The sequence below is a fragment of the Alteromonas sp. ABM1_013 genome (genome assembly GCF_056160505.1).
This window is the reverse complement of sequence record NZ_JBSWXH010000003.1, coordinates 177,844-195,027: the sequence shown is the minus strand read 5'-3', so window position 1 is coordinate 195,027 and position 17,184 is coordinate 177,844. Positions and strand designations below refer to the sequence as shown.

The window sequence follows — 17,184 nt, the reverse complement described above, 5'->3', positions numbered from 1 at the left end:
AAGAGCTCAGCTTTTATATCTGGGCTCTTTTTTTAGGAGTATTTTATGCCTCTACCCCATTTCATTCGCCACGTATTACAGCAGCCGCTATTGAGTATTGTTAAAAACAACCGCAATTCAGCTTTTCGTAAACCAACTGTGTGGGCTATTTTCATAGGAGTAGTAATAAGTGTTTTATCTACCCATGCTTACGCTAATGGCGAAGAAAAGCCGATGGAAGTTAAAGTGGTAGTGGTGAGTATGTTCGAAATTGGTGATGACCATGGTGACGCACCTGGCGAATTTCAGTTGTGGAAAGCCCGTCAAAACCTCACAACAAAATACCCACTGCCCCACGGCTTTCACGATGTGTATGCAAACACTGAAACGGGCGTAATTGGCATAGTAACGGGTATGGGCATTGCGCGTGCTTCAGCGGCAATAATGGCGCTAGGGCTCGACCCTCGTTTCGACTTGTCAAAAGCCTATTGGCTTGTAGCTGGCATTGCTGGTGTCGACCCTGCCGATAACACTATTGGCAGCGCTATTTGGACCGATTATGTTGTAGATGGTGACTTGGCACATCAGATTGATGCAAGAGAAATCCCTTCAACGTGGAGTACAGGATATTTTCCTCTGTTTACTCACGCGCCTTATGACAATGCCGAATCAGTGAATGTGAATAATAGCCCAAACGGCGAGGTTTACGCGCTTAACCTTCCTTTGGCGAAATGGGCTTATTCAATGACCAAAGACACCAAACTTTTAAACAACGAGGCAATGGATGCACTACGAGCAAAATACACTCACTCACCTAATGCGAGGGCACTTCCTAATGTGTCTATGGGTGCCCATTTATCTGCGTCTACTTTCTGGCATGGAGGGAAACTAAACACGTGGGCAAACGATTGGGTTGCATACTGGACTAAAGACAAGGGCAACTTCGTGACATCGGGCATGGAAGACTCGGCTACACTTCAAAGTTTGTCCTATTTAGACAATGCCGGTTTGGTAGATAAAAACCGCGTAATGATTTTAAGAACTGCGAGTAATTTTACTATGCAGCCACCTTCGCTAAGCGCATCAGAAAATTTGAAACTTGAAAGCTCGGGTGACGGTTATGCTGCAATGGGAGCAGCAATTGAAGCGGCGTATAACGTAGGTTCACGTGTTGTCGACTATATCACTGAAAACTGGGATTCCGTAGAAGACAACATACCTTGCGCTAAATAAACGCAAAACACTAATTATCACTAGTACTTTGGTTAACAGCCAAATTAACTTGTTACTGTTACTACAAATATTTGCAGCGGCAGATGCAACTTTAAAAAACGAGGGGCTTTGGATTTTAATGTAATTAAAAGCCCCTAAGCCGCTACAGATTTTGCATCTAGCGCAAACTTAAGCTGTAAAGTTACATCATTTTGCACGACGGGCTTGGCCAGAAAATCCTGCATGCCTGCTTCGCTGCAGCTAGCTTTATCTTCAGCGGTCGTATTGGCGGTGACCGCAATAATTCGGCCATGCTTTGGCATTAGGTTTTCTTGCAGTATTATTTTCGTTGCACTTACGCCATCTAATACTGGCATAGCACAGTCCATAAAAATGATATCGTACTTTTTGGCTCTTGCCATTTGTACCGCGACTTCTCCGTTTTCCGCTTCATCGGGTAGGTAATTAAACTTCTCTAGCATAGACCCCAATACCAGGCGGTTTATATCGTTATCGTCTACTACCAATATATTTAAAGGCACACTCAAAAGCTCAGAGGACAATTCCACATCGCCACTGGCTTTTTCATCTAACAACGCCATTTCAATGGGAATAGCCACGTCAAAACAGGTTCCTTTACCCACATTTGAGCGCACTTCAAGCTCACCACCCATCTTGTCAACGAGTTGGTTTACAATAGAAAGACCTAACCCATTGCCGTTTAGCTCTTCTGACGCGCTGTCGGTATCATTCTGAAACGGTCTGAAAATCCGTGACAAAATATCGTCGTTCATGCCTACACCAGTGTCTTCAACTGAAGCAAGTAGAATGGGAACCTCGCCTTGATGTTTTAGCGTAACCTGCACTGAAATATAGCCTTTCACAGTGAACTTTACGGCATTTGACAACAGGTTGGTTATTACCTGACTGATTCTTGCTGCGTCGCCATGCACGTAGGTCTTTTCATCAAAAGAAAGCACAGCGTAAAGCCGTACGCCTTTTTCAGCACATTTAGTTTTAAACACATCGACGATGTCTTCGCACAAAGAGCGAACGCAAAAATCGCTGTGCTTAAGGCTAAATTCCCCATTGATAATTGATGTATAATCAAGCACATCGTTTATAAGCGATAACAAACGATCGGCGCTGTGTAACGCTATGTCAGCTTTTCTAATTCTTACATTGTCTTTTGTTTCAAACTTTATAGCCTGAAGCATGCCGGTAATGCCGTTCAGAGGCGTTTTTAGCTCGTGGCTAATTCTAGACAGCAACATGCCACGCTCTTTCGACGCGGCTTCTGCTTCTTTGCGTCGCGCATCCAACTCTAACCTGAGCTGAACCGATTTATTCACGTTTTGACACGTCCCAAACAAGCGAACGCACTTCCCATGCTTCATCTCCGCCATGCCGTGGGTTTCTATCCACACCGAATTACCTTCTGCAGTAATAAGTTCAAGTGTTGCGCTCCATGGCTCACCGGTCTCGATAGTGTGAGAAACGATACGGCTTATTTCATTTCTATCAAACCCTTCTTTGTAGAAGCTGATTGCCGTATCTAGCGTAGGCATGTAGCTATCATCCACCTCGTGAATACGGCGAGTTTGAGACGACCAGATTAATTCGTTGGTAATAAGGTCGACTTCCCACGTACCAACATTCGCTACGTTTTGTAGCTTTTCATACAGCGTGTTTTGTGTTGATTCAGCTTTTTCTATATGAAACTTGTCCAAAGTAACGGACAACCATTCATCGAGCAACGCCACTTTATCCAGGTTACTTGGTTGGTCTGGGCATGCATTGATGAACACTAAACAGACGTATCCGCCATCAAGCTTGTGGACCTGGCCCCTAATGTATTTTTCCGCACTGAAGTAGGTCGTAAACCACTGCTTAAATGCTAGAGAACACTTAGCACTGCTTACGGGAAAACAATTGTCTACCGGCGTGCAGCTTGCAAACGAGGGAATAGATTTAAAACTGGGAGGATAAGCAGATGAGGCTTTAACAAGAATGTTGACGGTATCTTCTTCGAGGTGCAAAAGCAGCGCTTGGAATATCCCAAGTGAGTCACAACCACGATTTAATAACTGAGTAAGCGATGCTTTTAGCTGCTCTTCCAGCTTCACATTCAAACTCGATTGCTCGTCGAAATAAACCATTGCTCGTTACCTAAGCCTCAAACGTGTACTAGAGGGGTACCATCCATTGCCATCACAAATTTAGCGAATAGTACGTCATTACACTAGATGATAGCGTGCAAGCAACACTTTCGACATTAAACAATAGGCTAGTTTATACGGCCTCTAGCAATGTTTAACCTTTTGCTTGATTTCGGCCTAATTCCTTAGCTTCAAACAAGGATACGTCAGCGTCTTCAATTAAGGCTGCAAGGTTGTCTTGCACAACTTCCGTTGCCTTCCAAACCGCAAAGCCTGCGCTGATAGAAACACGATTTTCGATGCCTTTGCCGTGGGGTATTTTCGCTTTGGCCACAGCATCTACTAACTGGTTTGCCACGAGCTTTGCCCCTTGACGGTCGATATAAGGCAGGATAATTAAAAACTCTTCACCGCCGAAACGTATCACAGCATCTTTGGGTCGTTTCACTGTATCAGAGACTATCTGCGCCACTTTTTGAAGACACAAGTCACCTTCAAGGTGCCCATAGGTATCGTTAAAGAGTTTGAAATAATCGATGTCGATCATTATTGCTCCTACCGATCCCTTGTCTCTGGCTACCTGCTTTATCAATAAAGGAATTTCCTTGGTCAGGTACATTCTATTGTAAAGGCCAGTTAGCTGGTCGTGAAACGTCATCATTTCAAGAAACTCGGTACGCAGCTTGTTTTGAAGGTGTGTTTTTACTCGGTGAGTTAGCGTTGACGCATTCACTGGTTTCATCACAAAATCAGATGCACCTACTTCCCAGCATGCGTTTTCGCTTTCAATATCCATGGTAGACGTGACGAATATAACTGGAATATCTTTGGTATCAGGAGAAGCTTTTAATGTTGCACACACTTCCAACCCACTGATATCAGGCATATTCATGTCGAGTAAAACTAGATCGGGCAGCGCTTTGGCACAGTGGAAAATGGCATCGCTGCCAGATTCGACCGTCGTGCAATGAAACTCAGCTTCAAGTATAGATTGTAATAGCAATCGGCTCATTGGCTCGTCGTCGACAATAAGTACATTGCACTGTGAGTAGGGTTTGATTTCTTTTCTGTCCATTGTTTTTTTCAATGCGAGCCGCAAACGTTACAAGCGTTCTAGCATTGTAATATAAGGCTTTTTTAATAACTATAGCGTTGCTATACAGTCTAACACCTAAAAGAAGGATGTATATTGAAAAGGTTGAATTTAGATACGCTATAGGTATTAGGAAAAACACCTTACGCCTTGAGGATATATCAAGATGAGTAAGCCGCCCTCAATCAGGCGACTTCTTCACTACCGATAAACTGTGCGAAAAAATCGTTCATGGCTATGGGACGACACATAAAATAGCCTTGACCTTGATGGCAGCCTAGTGCTTTTAACCCGTTGAAATGTGATTGGGTTTCAATGCCCTCTGCTACGATAGTCAGCTCCAAGCTTAAAGCTAGGTGTACGATAGCGGTGACAATATCGTGAGCCTGCTGCTCCTTATCCATATCAATAACAAAGGACCTGTCTATTTTTAACACGTTCAGTGGAAACTGACGTAGGTAAGATAAACTTGAATATCCCGTACCGAAGTCATCAAGGGCTATGGTAACGCCTAGCGAGGTCAGCTTGTTTAGAATATCACGTGTTTGCTTAAAGTCGTGCATTAGCGCCGACTCCGTGACCTCAAGTTCTATTGAACTGGCTTCGATACCCGTTAATTGAATGATTTCTGCAACTTCATCCGCAAACCCTGGGTTCGCTAGTTGTTTGGCAGCCACATTAACCGCCACTTTAAAATGCTTACCTTGTTGATTACAGCGGGCAATGAATTCACAGCTTTTCTGAAGCACCTGTTTACCAAGCTGATGTATTAGACCAGTTTCTTCTGCGAGGGGGATAAATTCGTCTGGCCCGATTACATTACCGTTTTCATCGAACATTCTAACTAAACTTTCAGCACTGAATACTTCATCGCTATTAAAGTCGTATTTTGGCTGAAGATAAATAGCAAAACTGTTATTTTCAATTGCTTGTCTTAGCTTGATCTCCATTTCGACCCTATGATGCATGGCGTGCTGTAAGTCTTTTGAGAAAAAACTAAAAGTGTCTTTCCCTTTTGACTTGGACCGATACATAGCGGAGTCAGCATGACGCATCATTTCTTCTGCATTCACTGCATCCTGTGGGTACAAGCTTATTCCTATGCTTAAACTCAACCTATGAGACTTCCCATCTATTTCTATAGGTTCTCTACCCGCCTGAAGACAGGCCATAGCAATACTATCTGCACTATATCCAGAGCCAATATCTGATAACAGACAAGCAAACTCGTCTCCGCCTACTCGAGCGAGTGTGGCGCTTTGCCCTAAGGTATTTGCGAGGCGCTTGGCTACGGTTGCTATGACGAAATCGCCGACCTGATGCCCCAGGCTATCGTTAAGGTATTTAAAATTATCAATATCAATTAACAGTAACGCGATACTCTGCTTACTTGTAAAGCTTCTAGCTAAAGCTTGGACAACACGGTCATGAAGCAACACTCGGTTAGGCAAGCCTGTAAGCTGGTCATGATTGGTTAGGTGTGTCATCTTCACCGCCATTTCAACGGCTTCAGAAACGTCCTGAAAAACCATAACAGCACCGTTAATATGGCCCTCATCGTCGACAATCGGCGATGCGGTATCTTCAACCCTAAAAATTTGCTTGTGCCTACTGACGAGGGTTGCGTTGTACGACATCGCCACGGGGCGTTTCACTTCAAGTGCATAAAGCGCCGGGTTTAACAGCGGCTCATGACTTGATGCATCGCGCAGATTCATTATTTCATCAATAGGCTTACCTAAGGCATCCTGCATGTTATATCCGGTAAGCCTTTGTGCCACGGGATTTATGAATGTGATATCTCCGGCAGCGTTAATCGAGATTACGCCGTCAGCTATAGATTTTAATGTTATGGCAAGCTGTTTTTTTTCCGCCTCAAGCTCTTGGTTAACTTTTTTCAATAAGGCTTTTTGAGATTGAATCGTGAGATGGTTTCTCACCCTCATTCGACACATTTCTATATCGATAGGCTTTGAGATAAAGTCAATCGCCCCAAGCGACAGCGCACGATGCTCGTTTTCAGTATCGCTATGAGAAGTGACAAAGATAACAGGAATTGAAGCTGTACTTGGACATGCTTTAAGTTGCTTACATACATCAAAGCCTGAAAGCTCTGGCATGCTGATGTCTAAGACGACCAAATCAGGCTGATGTGACTGTATTACAGAGAATGCTGTTGCACTTTGTGAAACCGTAACGACTTCTGCTAAAGATTCTACCGCATTTTCCAGTAGCAAGAGTGTTGTTGGTTCATCGTCAATGATGACTACTTTTTGCGTCTCATTTTCCATGAGAATTACCACACTACATTATAAACTTCTTATGTAGTATCGTCCTACATACGCAAAAAAACATTAACCTTTAGTCTACATTAGTTATTTTAAGTACAAATTTTAGGGTAACTCATTGACTGCAATGCTTTTGGTAACGCACAATTAATATACTACTAAACCCTGTATTAACTGCTTGGTGATAAGAATGGATACGTTACATACGCATAAAGCGCTTCCCAAAGAACAATTATGGAATAGAGACGCTGCGCTGAGCAGACTCGGCGGCAACGAAGGATTGTTAAACCGCATCGTTGAAATGTTTTTAGGTCAAATAACGCAGAAAGAAGAAGCCTTACAAAAGGCCGCCACTGATTTAGACGTCGATGCCGTAAAGTTCACAAGTCATGCAATGAAAGGCGTATCTGGGGATGTAGGTGCTGATGCTATTCGAGAAAAAGCGTCGTCTATTGAAAATAAAGCCAAGCAAGGCAATTTAACTGATATAGCTCAAGATATTGAAGAACTAAACAGCTTAATCGAGCAAACGCTTATTATTATGCAATCATAAGGCGAAGCGAGCTTATTGAGATTTCCTTTGATAAACTCGCTATTGCTTTTGCAAGTCGCTTACATAGCCTCAGTTACTTGCTTAATAAATGCGTTTTTCTTTTCTTCTGGTAAGAAACTCGCCTTAAAACTGTTTGCGGCCAGCACGCGAATCGTATCCTCATCTATGTTTAGCGACGTGTGAAGCGCTTCAAAGTTTTCATTCAAAAAACCACCAAAGTAGGTGGGGTCATCAGAATTAACCGTCACTAATAAGCCAGCATCTAGCAGTTGCACGATATTGTGCTCTTTCATATCGTCAATCACGCATAGCTTTAAGTTACTCAGGGGACATACGGTAAGCGGTATTTGCTTTTCTTTTAACAGCGCCATGAGCGCCTGGTCTTCTTGGCAGCGAACGCCATGATCAATGCGGTCCACGTCAAGCAGTTCAATCGCTTCCCAAATATAAGATGCCGGCCCTTCTTCCCCTGCATGAGCTACAATCTTAAAGCCAAGAGACTTCGCTTTTTTGAAAACCCGCTCGAATTTGGACGGGGGGTGGCCTAGCTCCGAACTATCAAGGCCCACCGCCGTGATATGCTGATAGTAAGGCTTCGCCGCTTCTAGTGTTTCGAAAGCTTCGCTTTCTGGCAAATGTCTTAGGAAAGACATGATAAGGTAGCTACTGATACCGAATTCACTTTCTGCTTTTTGTATAGCACGTAAAAAACCAGGCATAAACACATCAAAACCTATACCCCGCTCAGTATGGGTTTGAGGGTCAAACATGATTTCTGAATGGACGATATTTTCTTCAGCGCACCGAGATAAGTATTCCCACATCAACGTGAAAAAATCTTCTTCATCTCTTAATACTCCTGCCCCTGCGTAATAGAGGTCAAGAAAGCTTTGTAAATCTTTGAAGTTATAAGCGGCTTCAATCTCTTCCACGCTTGCGTAAGGAAGTGATACACTGTGCTTTTCAGCTAGGCGCCACATGAGTTCAGGCGTTAAGCTACCTTCTATATGCAGATGCAGTTCGGCCTTTGGTATGTTTTTAATTATTGATGACAGCGACATGGCCCCTCACTTATTTGCACCATAATAATGCAATAGCATTTGATTGGTGCGTAATAGTTTATCTTTAATGCTATCTGTAAACGAGTTCTATTGCTCATTTAGGTTTTTGTTTGCGGTTTTTATAACATCATCTATGTTGTTTACTAACCGTTTGGCTGGCTTTGTGCTGCCTAGCTAGTGACCTTGAGTCACGCAATGATTGTTATTTAATCATTGTACTAAAAAGTAAGTTAGCACAAAACACACCAACAAGTTGACTAATTGGTCAGTTTATTGCTTTCAAACGCACAAAACACAACATAATACACAAACAGAGAACTCTAGATGTCCAACAACGTTATTGAACGGCTATTTAAGCTGCAGGAGCACGGTACAACGGTAAGAACTGAGATTATTGCAGGTCTTACTACGTTTGCGGCTATGTCTTATATCCTTGTGGTTAACCCAGGTATTTTGGGCCTTAGCGGCATGCCGGTAGAAGGTCTAATTACAGTGACAGCAGTCGCAGCCTGCATCGGCACATTGATGATGGCGTTGATGACTAACTACCCTATTGCACTGGCACCAGGCATGGGGTTGAATGCTTTTTTCGCTTTCACTATCTGCCTTGGCCGCGAAATTCCATGGGAAGCTGCCCTCGGCATTGTGTTTTGGAACGGTATTCTCTTCTTAATACTCTCTCTCACCGGCGTGCGAACCAAAATAGCTGAATCTATCCCGCCCGCTCTTAAGATAGGCGTTCAGTGCGGTATAGGCTTATTTATTGCCTTTATCGGCCTTAAGAATGCAGGCCTTATTGTTGATAACCCTGCGACCTTTGTTCAACTTGGAGACCTCTCTGAACCTGCAGTGATGCTTGCTCTTGTTGGTATCATTTTTACCATAGTTCTTATGGTTAAGCGCGTTACCGGCGCTATATTAATTTCTATCGTTACCCTTACTTTAATCGGTGCCTTTATCCCCACCGAAAACGGAACGTTAACTGCCACACCATCTGCTGTTGTAGGTATGCCTGAATCTATGTCGAACACCTTTATGGCAATGGACTTCTGGTACGCTATCGACCATATCGCCGAGACATGGGACCTTATCTTCGCGCTTATGTTCGTGAACATGTTTGACACTATAGGCACGTTAATAGGCGTATCTCGTAAGGCTAATTTACTAACGCCAGAAGGTAAATTACCTAAAATTGGCTCAGCTATGACAGCCGACGCGTCTGCAAGTATTGCGGGTGCAATGGTTGGCACATCGCCAGTGACAAGCTATGTTGAATCAGCCACGGGCGTATCGTCTGGAGGAAGAACCGGCCTCACCGCTGTGGTAGTGTCTGTATGCTTCCTGTTGTCGCTTTTCCTTACGCCACTGATGAAAGTCATTCCGCTGATGGCCACTACCCCAGCACTGCTAATGGTAGGCATTTTAATGATGGATTCTATTCGACATGTTGATTTCGATGACTTAGGGGCTTTAGCCACCGCGTCTGTTGCGCTTATCGCTATGCCGCTTACCTTCAGTATTAGCGAAGGCATTGCCCTTGGCTTCATTACTTTTGTGGGTATAAAGGTGGGTACGGGTAAATTTAAAGAAGTAACGCCACTTACTTATGCACTAGCTATCGTTTTCTTACTTAGATACTTACTAGATTTGAAATAATTTGTCGTTGCGTGTGGATGATATTGCGCGCAAGCCCTTAATTTGGATAAAAGAAAGGTGGCTTAAATGCCACCTTTCTTTTTTATAAACGCGCTATTGGTTTACTTTAATCCATCGTATGTGAAGGTAACTGCTTTATCACCCATAAATACGATTTTCACATGTTTACTGTCTTCCGCGCCCCATGTACACGCCATAGTGCCCATTGTTTTACCACAGTTGTCGGCTGAACCTAGAATAGCTTCAACTTCGTCCTGAGACATGCCCATTTCTAATTTGTCATAGTTTTCTTTGGTTAGTTTTGAACATGCGGTCAGCGCTAGCGCCCCTAGAGCAATAATGGCTAATTTTGATTTCATGGTGTTATCCTTTATTAAGTGAAGGCGGTAGTGCCCCATTTGTTTCACTTTCGTTTCTTCACTTTACTGTACTTTTAATATGGTAGGCGTACTGTAAATGCTACGTACGCGCCTTGTCACTACCATCTTTAGGATGAGTGGCTAACCAGTGGCGAGCAATCTGCTCTCGCGTGGCTAACCACACTTTGTCGTGTGATCTCACGTACTCGATAAAACGCTTCAGCGCAGCAAGCCTAGCTGGCCTTCCTATAATACGATTGTGAAGGCCAATAGAAAGCATCTTAGGCGCCGCTTCCCCTTCCTCATACAGTACGTCGAATGCGTCTTTTAAATAGGTAAAGAACTGTTCGCCACTGTTAAAACCTTGAGGTGTGGCAAAGCGCATATCGTTTGTGTCTAACGTGTAAGGCACCATAAGTAGCGGCTTGCTGTAATGGCAGTCGTAATATGGCAAATCGTCAGCGTAAGAATCAGCGCAATATAAAATATCGTCACGCTCTGCTATTAATTTAAGTGTATTAGGACTTGTTCTTCCCGTGTACCACCCTACGGGTTTCTTACCCGTTAACTGCTCATGAAGAATAATCGCTTCGTCGATTTGTCTGCGCTCATCATCTTCACTCATATCCTGATAGTGTACCCAGCGCATGGCGTGACTGGCTATTTCCCAACCTGACTCCATCATAGCTTTAACAGCGTCAGGATGGCGCTGCATGGCCATGGTAACGCCAAATACAGTCACAGGGATGTCGTACTTATTGAGTAAGCGATGTAAACGCCAAAACCCTGCCCGACTGCCGTATTCGTAAATCGACTCCATACTCAGGTGGCGATCTTTATATGCCTGCGCGCCGATAATTTCAGATAAGAATATTTCGGATGCTTCATCACCATGAAGCACGCAGTTCTCGCCACCCTCTTCGTAGTTCAGGACGAACTGAATGGCTATTTTGGCGTTATTCGGCCAATTAGCATGGGGGACATGTTCACCGTAGCCAATAAGATCACGAGGATAAACAGATTCTGTCATACTACACCTCGAAATTTTCGGGTACCGCAAGACCACAGCCGCCTAGCACAAGCTTAACCACTTGTTTTGTGGCGTCTTCAAAATCTGCTTTTGTCATTTTCTTACCCCGTAGTCGGGTAATTTGCGCTGAGAAATCAGCATAGTGTTGGGTGCTGGCCCAAATGGTATAGAGCAAGTATTCGCCCTCAACAGGAGGCAGCTTACCCGCATTTACCCACGCTTCAATAACCGTAAGGCGACCTTTCATCCATAAAGCATGCTCTTCATCGAAGTATCCGCTTAAGTTCTGCGCCCCGTTGATAATTTCCATGGCGAAAATCTTTGAAGCCATCGGGTGAGTGCGTGACACTTCCATTTTTTCTGCTATGTAATTGGCAAGCACTTCGGCGGGATCATCTTCTACAGTTGCTTTGTCAAAACGCGAATTCCATAATGAAAGCGTTTCTTCTAATACCGCTACGTAGAGTTCTTGTTTCGTTTTGAAGTAATACAGAACGTTGGTTTTTGGAAGCCCTGCTTCGTCAGCAATCTTCTGTACCGCCGTACCTTTAAAACCAAACTGCGCAAAACATTTTTCTGCGGCTTGGAGTATTTTTCTTCTATTCATAGCGCCAACACCTGCGTCAGCACTTTTTACCTTCATCATTATTATCTAAATTCCTTTGCAATCTACTTTGCAAGCGCACAGGCAGGATAAATGCTGCATGCCTTTCCGATAGGTTAGCATTTATTACCAAGGTGTTGCTATGCTCTTAAAGTTCAGAGTTACCCATCACCTGCGGCCCTCACTAATGAAATGATCCATCCAGAAAGCATTTATTCTACATTCAACTTAAAACCTAGCACGAATCTTGCCTTATTCTTTTTACTAACTGATGCATTGCTTGTTAAAGAAAACATGGAAAGGCGTTACATAACTTTCCAATAAATCTGCACAAAATCATGGCCTTTTATAACGCGGCCATTTTTTATAAGCAATAAATTGACCAAATGGTCTACTTTTCTTAGAAAAATACAGCTATATTAATGAATACAAGAATGAATATAACAAGAAGGTGTGAGTATGATTCGCTTTCTAATAAATAACGATGTTGTTGAGTTAAATGAAGCGCGAGCCGACCTCACCCTTCTACAGTTTATACGGGAACATCGTAAGAAAACAGGCACTAAAGAAGGCTGTGCAGCAGGCGACTGTGGCGCATGCACGGTAGTACTTGTAGAACCAGCATCATCTGATAACGCTACAAAACTAAACTATCGAACAGTGAATAGCTGTATTACGCTAATGAGCGCAGTTCACGGTAAGCAGCTATTGTTCGTTGAACATTTAAGCGATGGTAAACAGTTACACCCCGTGCAACAGGCGCTAGTCGACCACCATGGTTCACAGTGCGGCTTTTGTACACCGGGGTTTATCATGTCGATGTTCGCTTTGTACCATAGCAATTCAAAACCTAATCGCGACCATGTGTTGAATGCTTTATCTGGCAACCTGTGCCGCTGTACTGGATACCGCCCTATTATCGATGCCACGCTTGCGGTATGTGAGCAAGCACCAGATGATCAGTTTTCCAAGCGCCAAGAACAGACCCTTGCGACATTACACACTTTGTCAGGTGAAAAGCCTTCTGGTACAGGCAATATACATACGCCGACCTCGCGCGAAGAATTGAAAGCCCTCATTAAGGCGAATCCTAACGCACAGCTAGTGGCGGGCAGCACTGATTTAAGTTTGCAGTTCACTCAACAGTTAAAAAATGTAGAAACGCTTATCAGCGTCACACATATCGATGCACTAAAGCAATGCACCAAAAACAAGCATTCTCTTGTTATTGGTGCAGCAGTCCCACTCAATGATGCGGCACCTCTTCTATTAAGCGCATTCCCACAAGTAGCTGAACTGGTAACGCGCTTTGCGTCTTTGCCTATTCGCAACCAAGCAACAATTGGTGGAAATGTGGCCAACGCATCACCTATTGGTGATATGCCTCCCTTACTACTTGCGCTTAACGCTATACTTCATTTAGATAATGGAGAGCGTATTCGCACAATTCCAATTAACACTTTTTTCACGGGTTATAGGGAAACAACGCTAGCTAACGATGAATGGATAAGCGCAATAGAAATACCGCTTAAACAGTCTAATCAAACGCTGGCCGCCTATAAAATATCAAAACGTTTTGAAGATGATATATCGGCAGTATGTGCGGTATTTAACGTTACTTTAGAAGAAGGCAAGGTCGAGGCAATTACCAGTGGCTTTGGTGGTGTCGCTGCTGTGCCGTCAACCTGTGAAGCATTGGAAAATGCACTGAAAGGTAAACAGTTCGCTAGCAAAGAATGCTTAACCTTAGGCAAGCAAATCTTATTTGATGCGTTTGCGCCTATTGATGATGTGCGCGCAACAGCACAATACCGCAAAACCGTGTTAGCTAACTTGTGGCACCGCTTCTGGTTAGAAAACCAAACAGTTAACCATATTGAAACTCGGGTGGTGCAGCATGCGTAAGTTAATTGATGCCCCAAATCCTTTAGAAACAATTGGCAAACAAGGTGTTGTTCATGTTTCTAAAAAGCACGAAAGCGCGGCTCGTCAGGTACAAGGTAGCGCTAACTACGTTGATGACGTAGTTGAACCTCAGGGTACGCTTTATGCGGCAGTCGGTGTAAGCCAGTGCGCCAAAGGTACTATCAACTCGGTAGACCTTGACGCCGTGCGCCAAAGCGAAGGCGTTATTGATGTCATCACCATTGATGACGTACCTGGCCATAAAGACATTGGCCCTGTGTTTGAAGGCGACCCACTGCTTGCGAACGGCGAAATCAAGTTCTTCGGTCAACCGGTGTTTGCAGTACTTGCCACTTCAGTAAATCTTGCCCGACAAGCTGCACTAAAAGGCAAAATAGAAGTAGACGAAGTTACACCTGTACTTGGTGCTGAAGCCGCCCACCAGCAGCAAACATTTGTTCGCCCTTTACATCGATTTGGCCAAAATGCGGCCCGCGTAGACAGCACTATTGAAAAAGCTAAATACCAAGCACACGGTTCGCTAAGCATTGGCGGTCAGGAACACATGTACTTAGAAGGTCAAGTGAGCCTTGCGATCCCCGATGAAGAAGATCGCATGAAAATCTACACCTCTAGTCAGCATCCCAGTGAGGTGCAGAAGCTAGTTGCAGAAGTGCTAGACGTTAAATTACACCGCGTTATGGTAGACATGAGGCGTATGGGCGGCGGCTTTGGCGGTAAAGAAACCCAAGCAGCGCAGTGGGCCTGTATCGCTGCTTTACTGGCCTCGCGCAATCAGTGCGCAGTTAAACTTCGTTTGCCGCGCTTCACCGATATGCACGTTACGGGTAAACGCCACCCGTTTGAGAATGAATTTGATGTGGCATTTGACGAAACAGGTAAAATTGAAGCTACTCGCATGACCATTAATGGCATTTGTGGGCACTCCCCTGACTTGTCAGACGCTATCGTAGATAGGGCCATGTTCCACGCTGATAACGGCTACTTCCTAGGCGATAGTGATATTGTTGGTCACAGATTGCAAACCAATATGGTATCGCACACCGCTTATCGAGGGTTTGGAGGCCCGCAAGGCATGATCATGGCTGAAGCCATGATTGATAAAATTGCACGAGCTATCGGTAGCGACCCGTTATCGGTCAGGAAACGTAACTTATACGGCCCGACAACCGGGTGTTTTACTCCCTATGGCATGAAAGTAGAGCACAACCTTTTACCCGATATGATTGCCGAGTTAGAAGAAAGCGCACAGTATTGGCAGCGCCGAGATGCGATTGCAGCGTTTAATCGCGAAAGCCCAGTTATCAAGAAGGGCCTAGCGCTAACGCCGGTTAAGTTTGGTATTTCATTTACCGCAAAGCACTTAAATCAAGCTGGCGCTTTAGTCCACATTTATACCGATGGCAGTATTCAGGTAAACCACGGTGGCACAGAGATGGGCCAAGGCCTGCACACTAAAATAGGCCAGATCGCTGCCAATGAGTTTGGTCTAGATTTAGATATGATTGAAGTTACCGCTACGCGCACGGATAAAGTACCGAACACTTCGCCAACAGCGGCATCAAGTGGTACTGACATGAACGGAAAAGCCGTACAAAATGCGTGTATTACATTAAAAACTCGCTTGGCTGAATGCTACGCCAAAAGCTTAGGTCTAGAAGGCCGCGCTGGTGATGTGAAGTTTATCAATCAACATGTTGTTCTAGACGAAAACGGCATTGCTTTTACAGAGCTGGTTCAACAAGCCTATTTTGATCGCGTGTCGCTGTCTTCAAGCGGTTTTTATAAAACCCCTAAATTGCAGTACAACCGTGACACAGGCGAAGGCCGCCCGTTTTTCTATTTTGCTTACGGCGTTTCGATGAGTGAGGTGTCTGTAGATACACTGACCGGCGAATACACGGTAGATAAAGTTAACGTTATTCACGATGTGGGCAACAGCCTTAACCCAGCAATTGATATTGGCCAAATTGAAGGCGCCTTTATTCAAGGTATGGGCTGGCTTACCACGGAAGACCTAAAATGGAATGAGGCAGGCAAGCTGATAAGTGAAAACATGGCAACCTATAAAATTCCTGCAATAGGTGACACGCCCAAGGAATTTAATGTGAAGCTTTTTGGTAAAGAAAACGCTGAAGACAGCATTTACCACTCAAAAGCTGTGGGTGAGCCACCGTTTATGCTAGCAATTTCAGTGTGGTGTGCCCTAAAAGACGCGATATCTAGTCTATCTGGCTATACCGTTGACCCGCAGCTAGATACGCCAGCCACACCCGAACGCGTGTTAAATGCTGTCGCCGCAATCCAACAGGCAGAACAACAAGCCGATGCACGGGGTACTGCTGTATGACTCGCGCCCCCCATTCATTTAGTGCAACGCATTCATTTCGCGCGACGCACTGGCACGAGGCGATAGCCGAGTGCCAAGAGCGTAATGAGGGCTATGTTTTAGTTACCGTTGTGGGTACTGCGGGCTCCACACCCCGTGAGCCGGGCAGTAAAATGGTGGTCACCGCTTCACATAGTATTGATACTATTGGTGGCGGACACCTTGAATTTGATGCTATTGCCCGCGCCCGTGAATTTCTTGCTAAAGGCAAAACATGCACTGAGCTACACAGCTACCCATTGAGCAGTTCTTTAGGACAGTGCTGCGGCGGCGCGGTAAAGGTCCTGTTTGACGTATGCAATGTTCATCAGCAGCATATCGCCATTTTTGGCGCTGGCCATGTTGCAAAAGCGCTGGTTCCAATTTTGGCTCAATTGCCAGTGCGAATTTCGTGGATAGATAATCGAGAAGATTTTTTCCCATCATCGCTACCAGCCAACGTTCAAAAAGTAGTGGAAGAAGCGCCCGAGAGCGAGGTAAGGCATCTTACTGAAAATAGCTGGTTGATTATTCTCACCCACGATCATCAATTGGACTACCGTATTACCGAGCAGGCATTAAAGCAGCCTTCCCTGCCTTTTGTTGGCTTAATAGGTTCAGACACTAAAGCAAAGCGTTTTATTACTAAGCTTACCCAGCGCGGTTTTGACGACAGTGCGCTAGCAAGGCTGTTCACGCCTATTGGCAATCGAGATATTCCTGGAAAGCGGCCTATTGAAGTTGCTGTTTCTATATCAGCGCAAATCATTGAGCGTCTTCATGCAACTGACGCAGCAGCGACTTTAGAGAAAAACACTGAGTCATATACTGACAAATATACGGGCGAGCACGCGAAGATCCCCGCAAATGCTCAGTAAAAGTGCAGTTAAAAGAAA

The 17,184-nt window shown here is 44.5% G+C and carries 13 protein-coding genes; 6 read left to right on the top strand and 7 right to left on the bottom strand.

Going from position 1 to position 17,184, the window contains the following annotated elements; translation table 11 throughout:
* Window positions 1–45 precede the first annotated feature (45 nt).
* Entirely contained in the window at window positions 46–1,212 is a 1,167-nt protein-coding gene (locus ACXAGK_RS09285) for a purine nucleoside permease (RefSeq protein WP_474855856.1), read from the top strand.
* Window positions 1,213–1,346: 134 nt separating this feature from the next.
* Here ACXAGK_RS09285 and ACXAGK_RS09280 read toward each other — a convergent pair whose 3' ends face one another.
* The 3 genes from ACXAGK_RS09280 to ACXAGK_RS09270 form a co-directional block, all read right to left on the bottom strand.
* Complete coding sequence (locus tag ACXAGK_RS09280) at window positions 1,347–3,350, bottom strand: hybrid sensor histidine kinase/response regulator (RefSeq protein ID WP_474855854.1); 2,004 nt, start codon at window positions 3,348–3,350, stop codon at window positions 1,347–1,349.
* Between the two features lie 154 nt (window positions 3,351–3,504).
* Entirely contained in the window at window positions 3,505–4,425 is a 921-nt protein-coding gene (locus ACXAGK_RS09275) for a diguanylate cyclase (protein ID WP_474855852.1), read from the bottom strand.
* A gap of 203 nt (window positions 4,426–4,628) precedes the next feature.
* The gene (locus ACXAGK_RS09270) at window positions 4,629–6,734 is read right to left on the bottom strand and encodes a two-component system response regulator (protein ID WP_474855850.1); all 2,106 of its coding nucleotides are present in this window, start codon (window positions 6,732–6,734) and stop codon (window positions 4,629–4,631) included.
* Window positions 6,735–6,921: 187 nt separating this feature from the next.
* Here ACXAGK_RS09270 and ACXAGK_RS09265 point away from each other — a divergent pair, with 187 nt between their 5' ends.
* Entirely contained in the window at window positions 6,922–7,284 is a 363-nt protein-coding gene (locus tag ACXAGK_RS09265) for an Hpt domain-containing protein (RefSeq protein WP_474855849.1), read from the top strand.
* A 59-nt stretch (window positions 7,285–7,343) separates the two neighbouring features.
* Here ACXAGK_RS09265 and ACXAGK_RS09260 read toward each other — a convergent pair whose 3' ends face one another.
* The gene (locus tag ACXAGK_RS09260) at window positions 7,344–8,345 is read right to left on the bottom strand and encodes an adenosine deaminase (protein WP_474855847.1); all 1,002 of its coding nucleotides are present in this window, start codon (window positions 8,343–8,345) and stop codon (window positions 7,344–7,346) included.
* Window positions 8,346–8,669: 324 nt separating this feature from the next.
* Between ACXAGK_RS09260 and ACXAGK_RS09255 the strand changes: the two genes are divergently transcribed.
* On the top strand, window positions 8,670–10,001 hold the full coding sequence (locus tag ACXAGK_RS09255) for an NCS2 family permease (protein WP_474855845.1): 1,332 nt from the start codon (window positions 8,670–8,672) through the stop codon (window positions 9,999–10,001).
* A 101-nt stretch (window positions 10,002–10,102) separates the two neighbouring features.
* On the opposite strand, the gene ACXAGK_RS09250 is transcribed toward ACXAGK_RS09255, so the two are convergent.
* The 3 genes from ACXAGK_RS09250 to ACXAGK_RS09240 form a co-directional block, all read right to left on the bottom strand.
* A complete protein-coding gene (locus ACXAGK_RS09250) occupies window positions 10,103–10,360 on the bottom strand; it encodes a DUF3862 domain-containing protein (RefSeq protein ID WP_118489607.1) in 258 nt (85 codons plus the stop codon).
* Between the two features lie 100 nt (window positions 10,361–10,460).
* Window positions 10,461–11,390, bottom strand: a complete 930-nt coding sequence (puuE, locus tag ACXAGK_RS09245; protein WP_474855843.1) for an allantoinase PuuE — start codon at window positions 11,388–11,390, stop codon at window positions 10,461–10,463.
* Between the two features lies 1 nt (window position 11,391).
* Entirely contained in the window at window positions 11,392–12,036 is a 645-nt protein-coding gene (locus tag ACXAGK_RS09240) for a TetR family transcriptional regulator C-terminal domain-containing protein (RefSeq protein ID WP_474855842.1), read from the bottom strand.
* Between the two features lie 417 nt (window positions 12,037–12,453).
* On the opposite strand from ACXAGK_RS09240, the gene xdhA reads away from it, so the two are divergent.
* From xdhA to xdhC, 3 genes are read left to right on the top strand one after another with little or no spacing between them, the layout of a single operon-like run.
* Window positions 12,454–13,899 (top strand): xanthine dehydrogenase small subunit, encoded by a 1,446-nt coding sequence (xdhA, locus tag ACXAGK_RS09235; RefSeq protein ID WP_474855840.1) that lies wholly within the window; start codon window positions 12,454–12,456, stop codon window positions 13,897–13,899.
* Window positions 13,892–16,270: a xanthine dehydrogenase molybdopterin binding subunit gene (xdhB, locus tag ACXAGK_RS09230; protein ID WP_474855838.1), complete on the top strand. Its 2,379-nt coding sequence runs from the start codon at window positions 13,892–13,894 to the stop codon at window positions 16,268–16,270. The genes xdhA and xdhB overlap by 8 nt, the downstream gene beginning before the upstream one ends.
* Entirely contained in the window at window positions 16,267–17,166 is a 900-nt protein-coding gene (gene xdhC / locus ACXAGK_RS09225) for a xanthine dehydrogenase accessory protein XdhC (protein ID WP_474855836.1), read from the top strand. The genes xdhB and xdhC overlap by 4 nt, the downstream gene beginning before the upstream one ends.
* Window positions 17,167–17,184 lie beyond the last annotated feature (18 nt).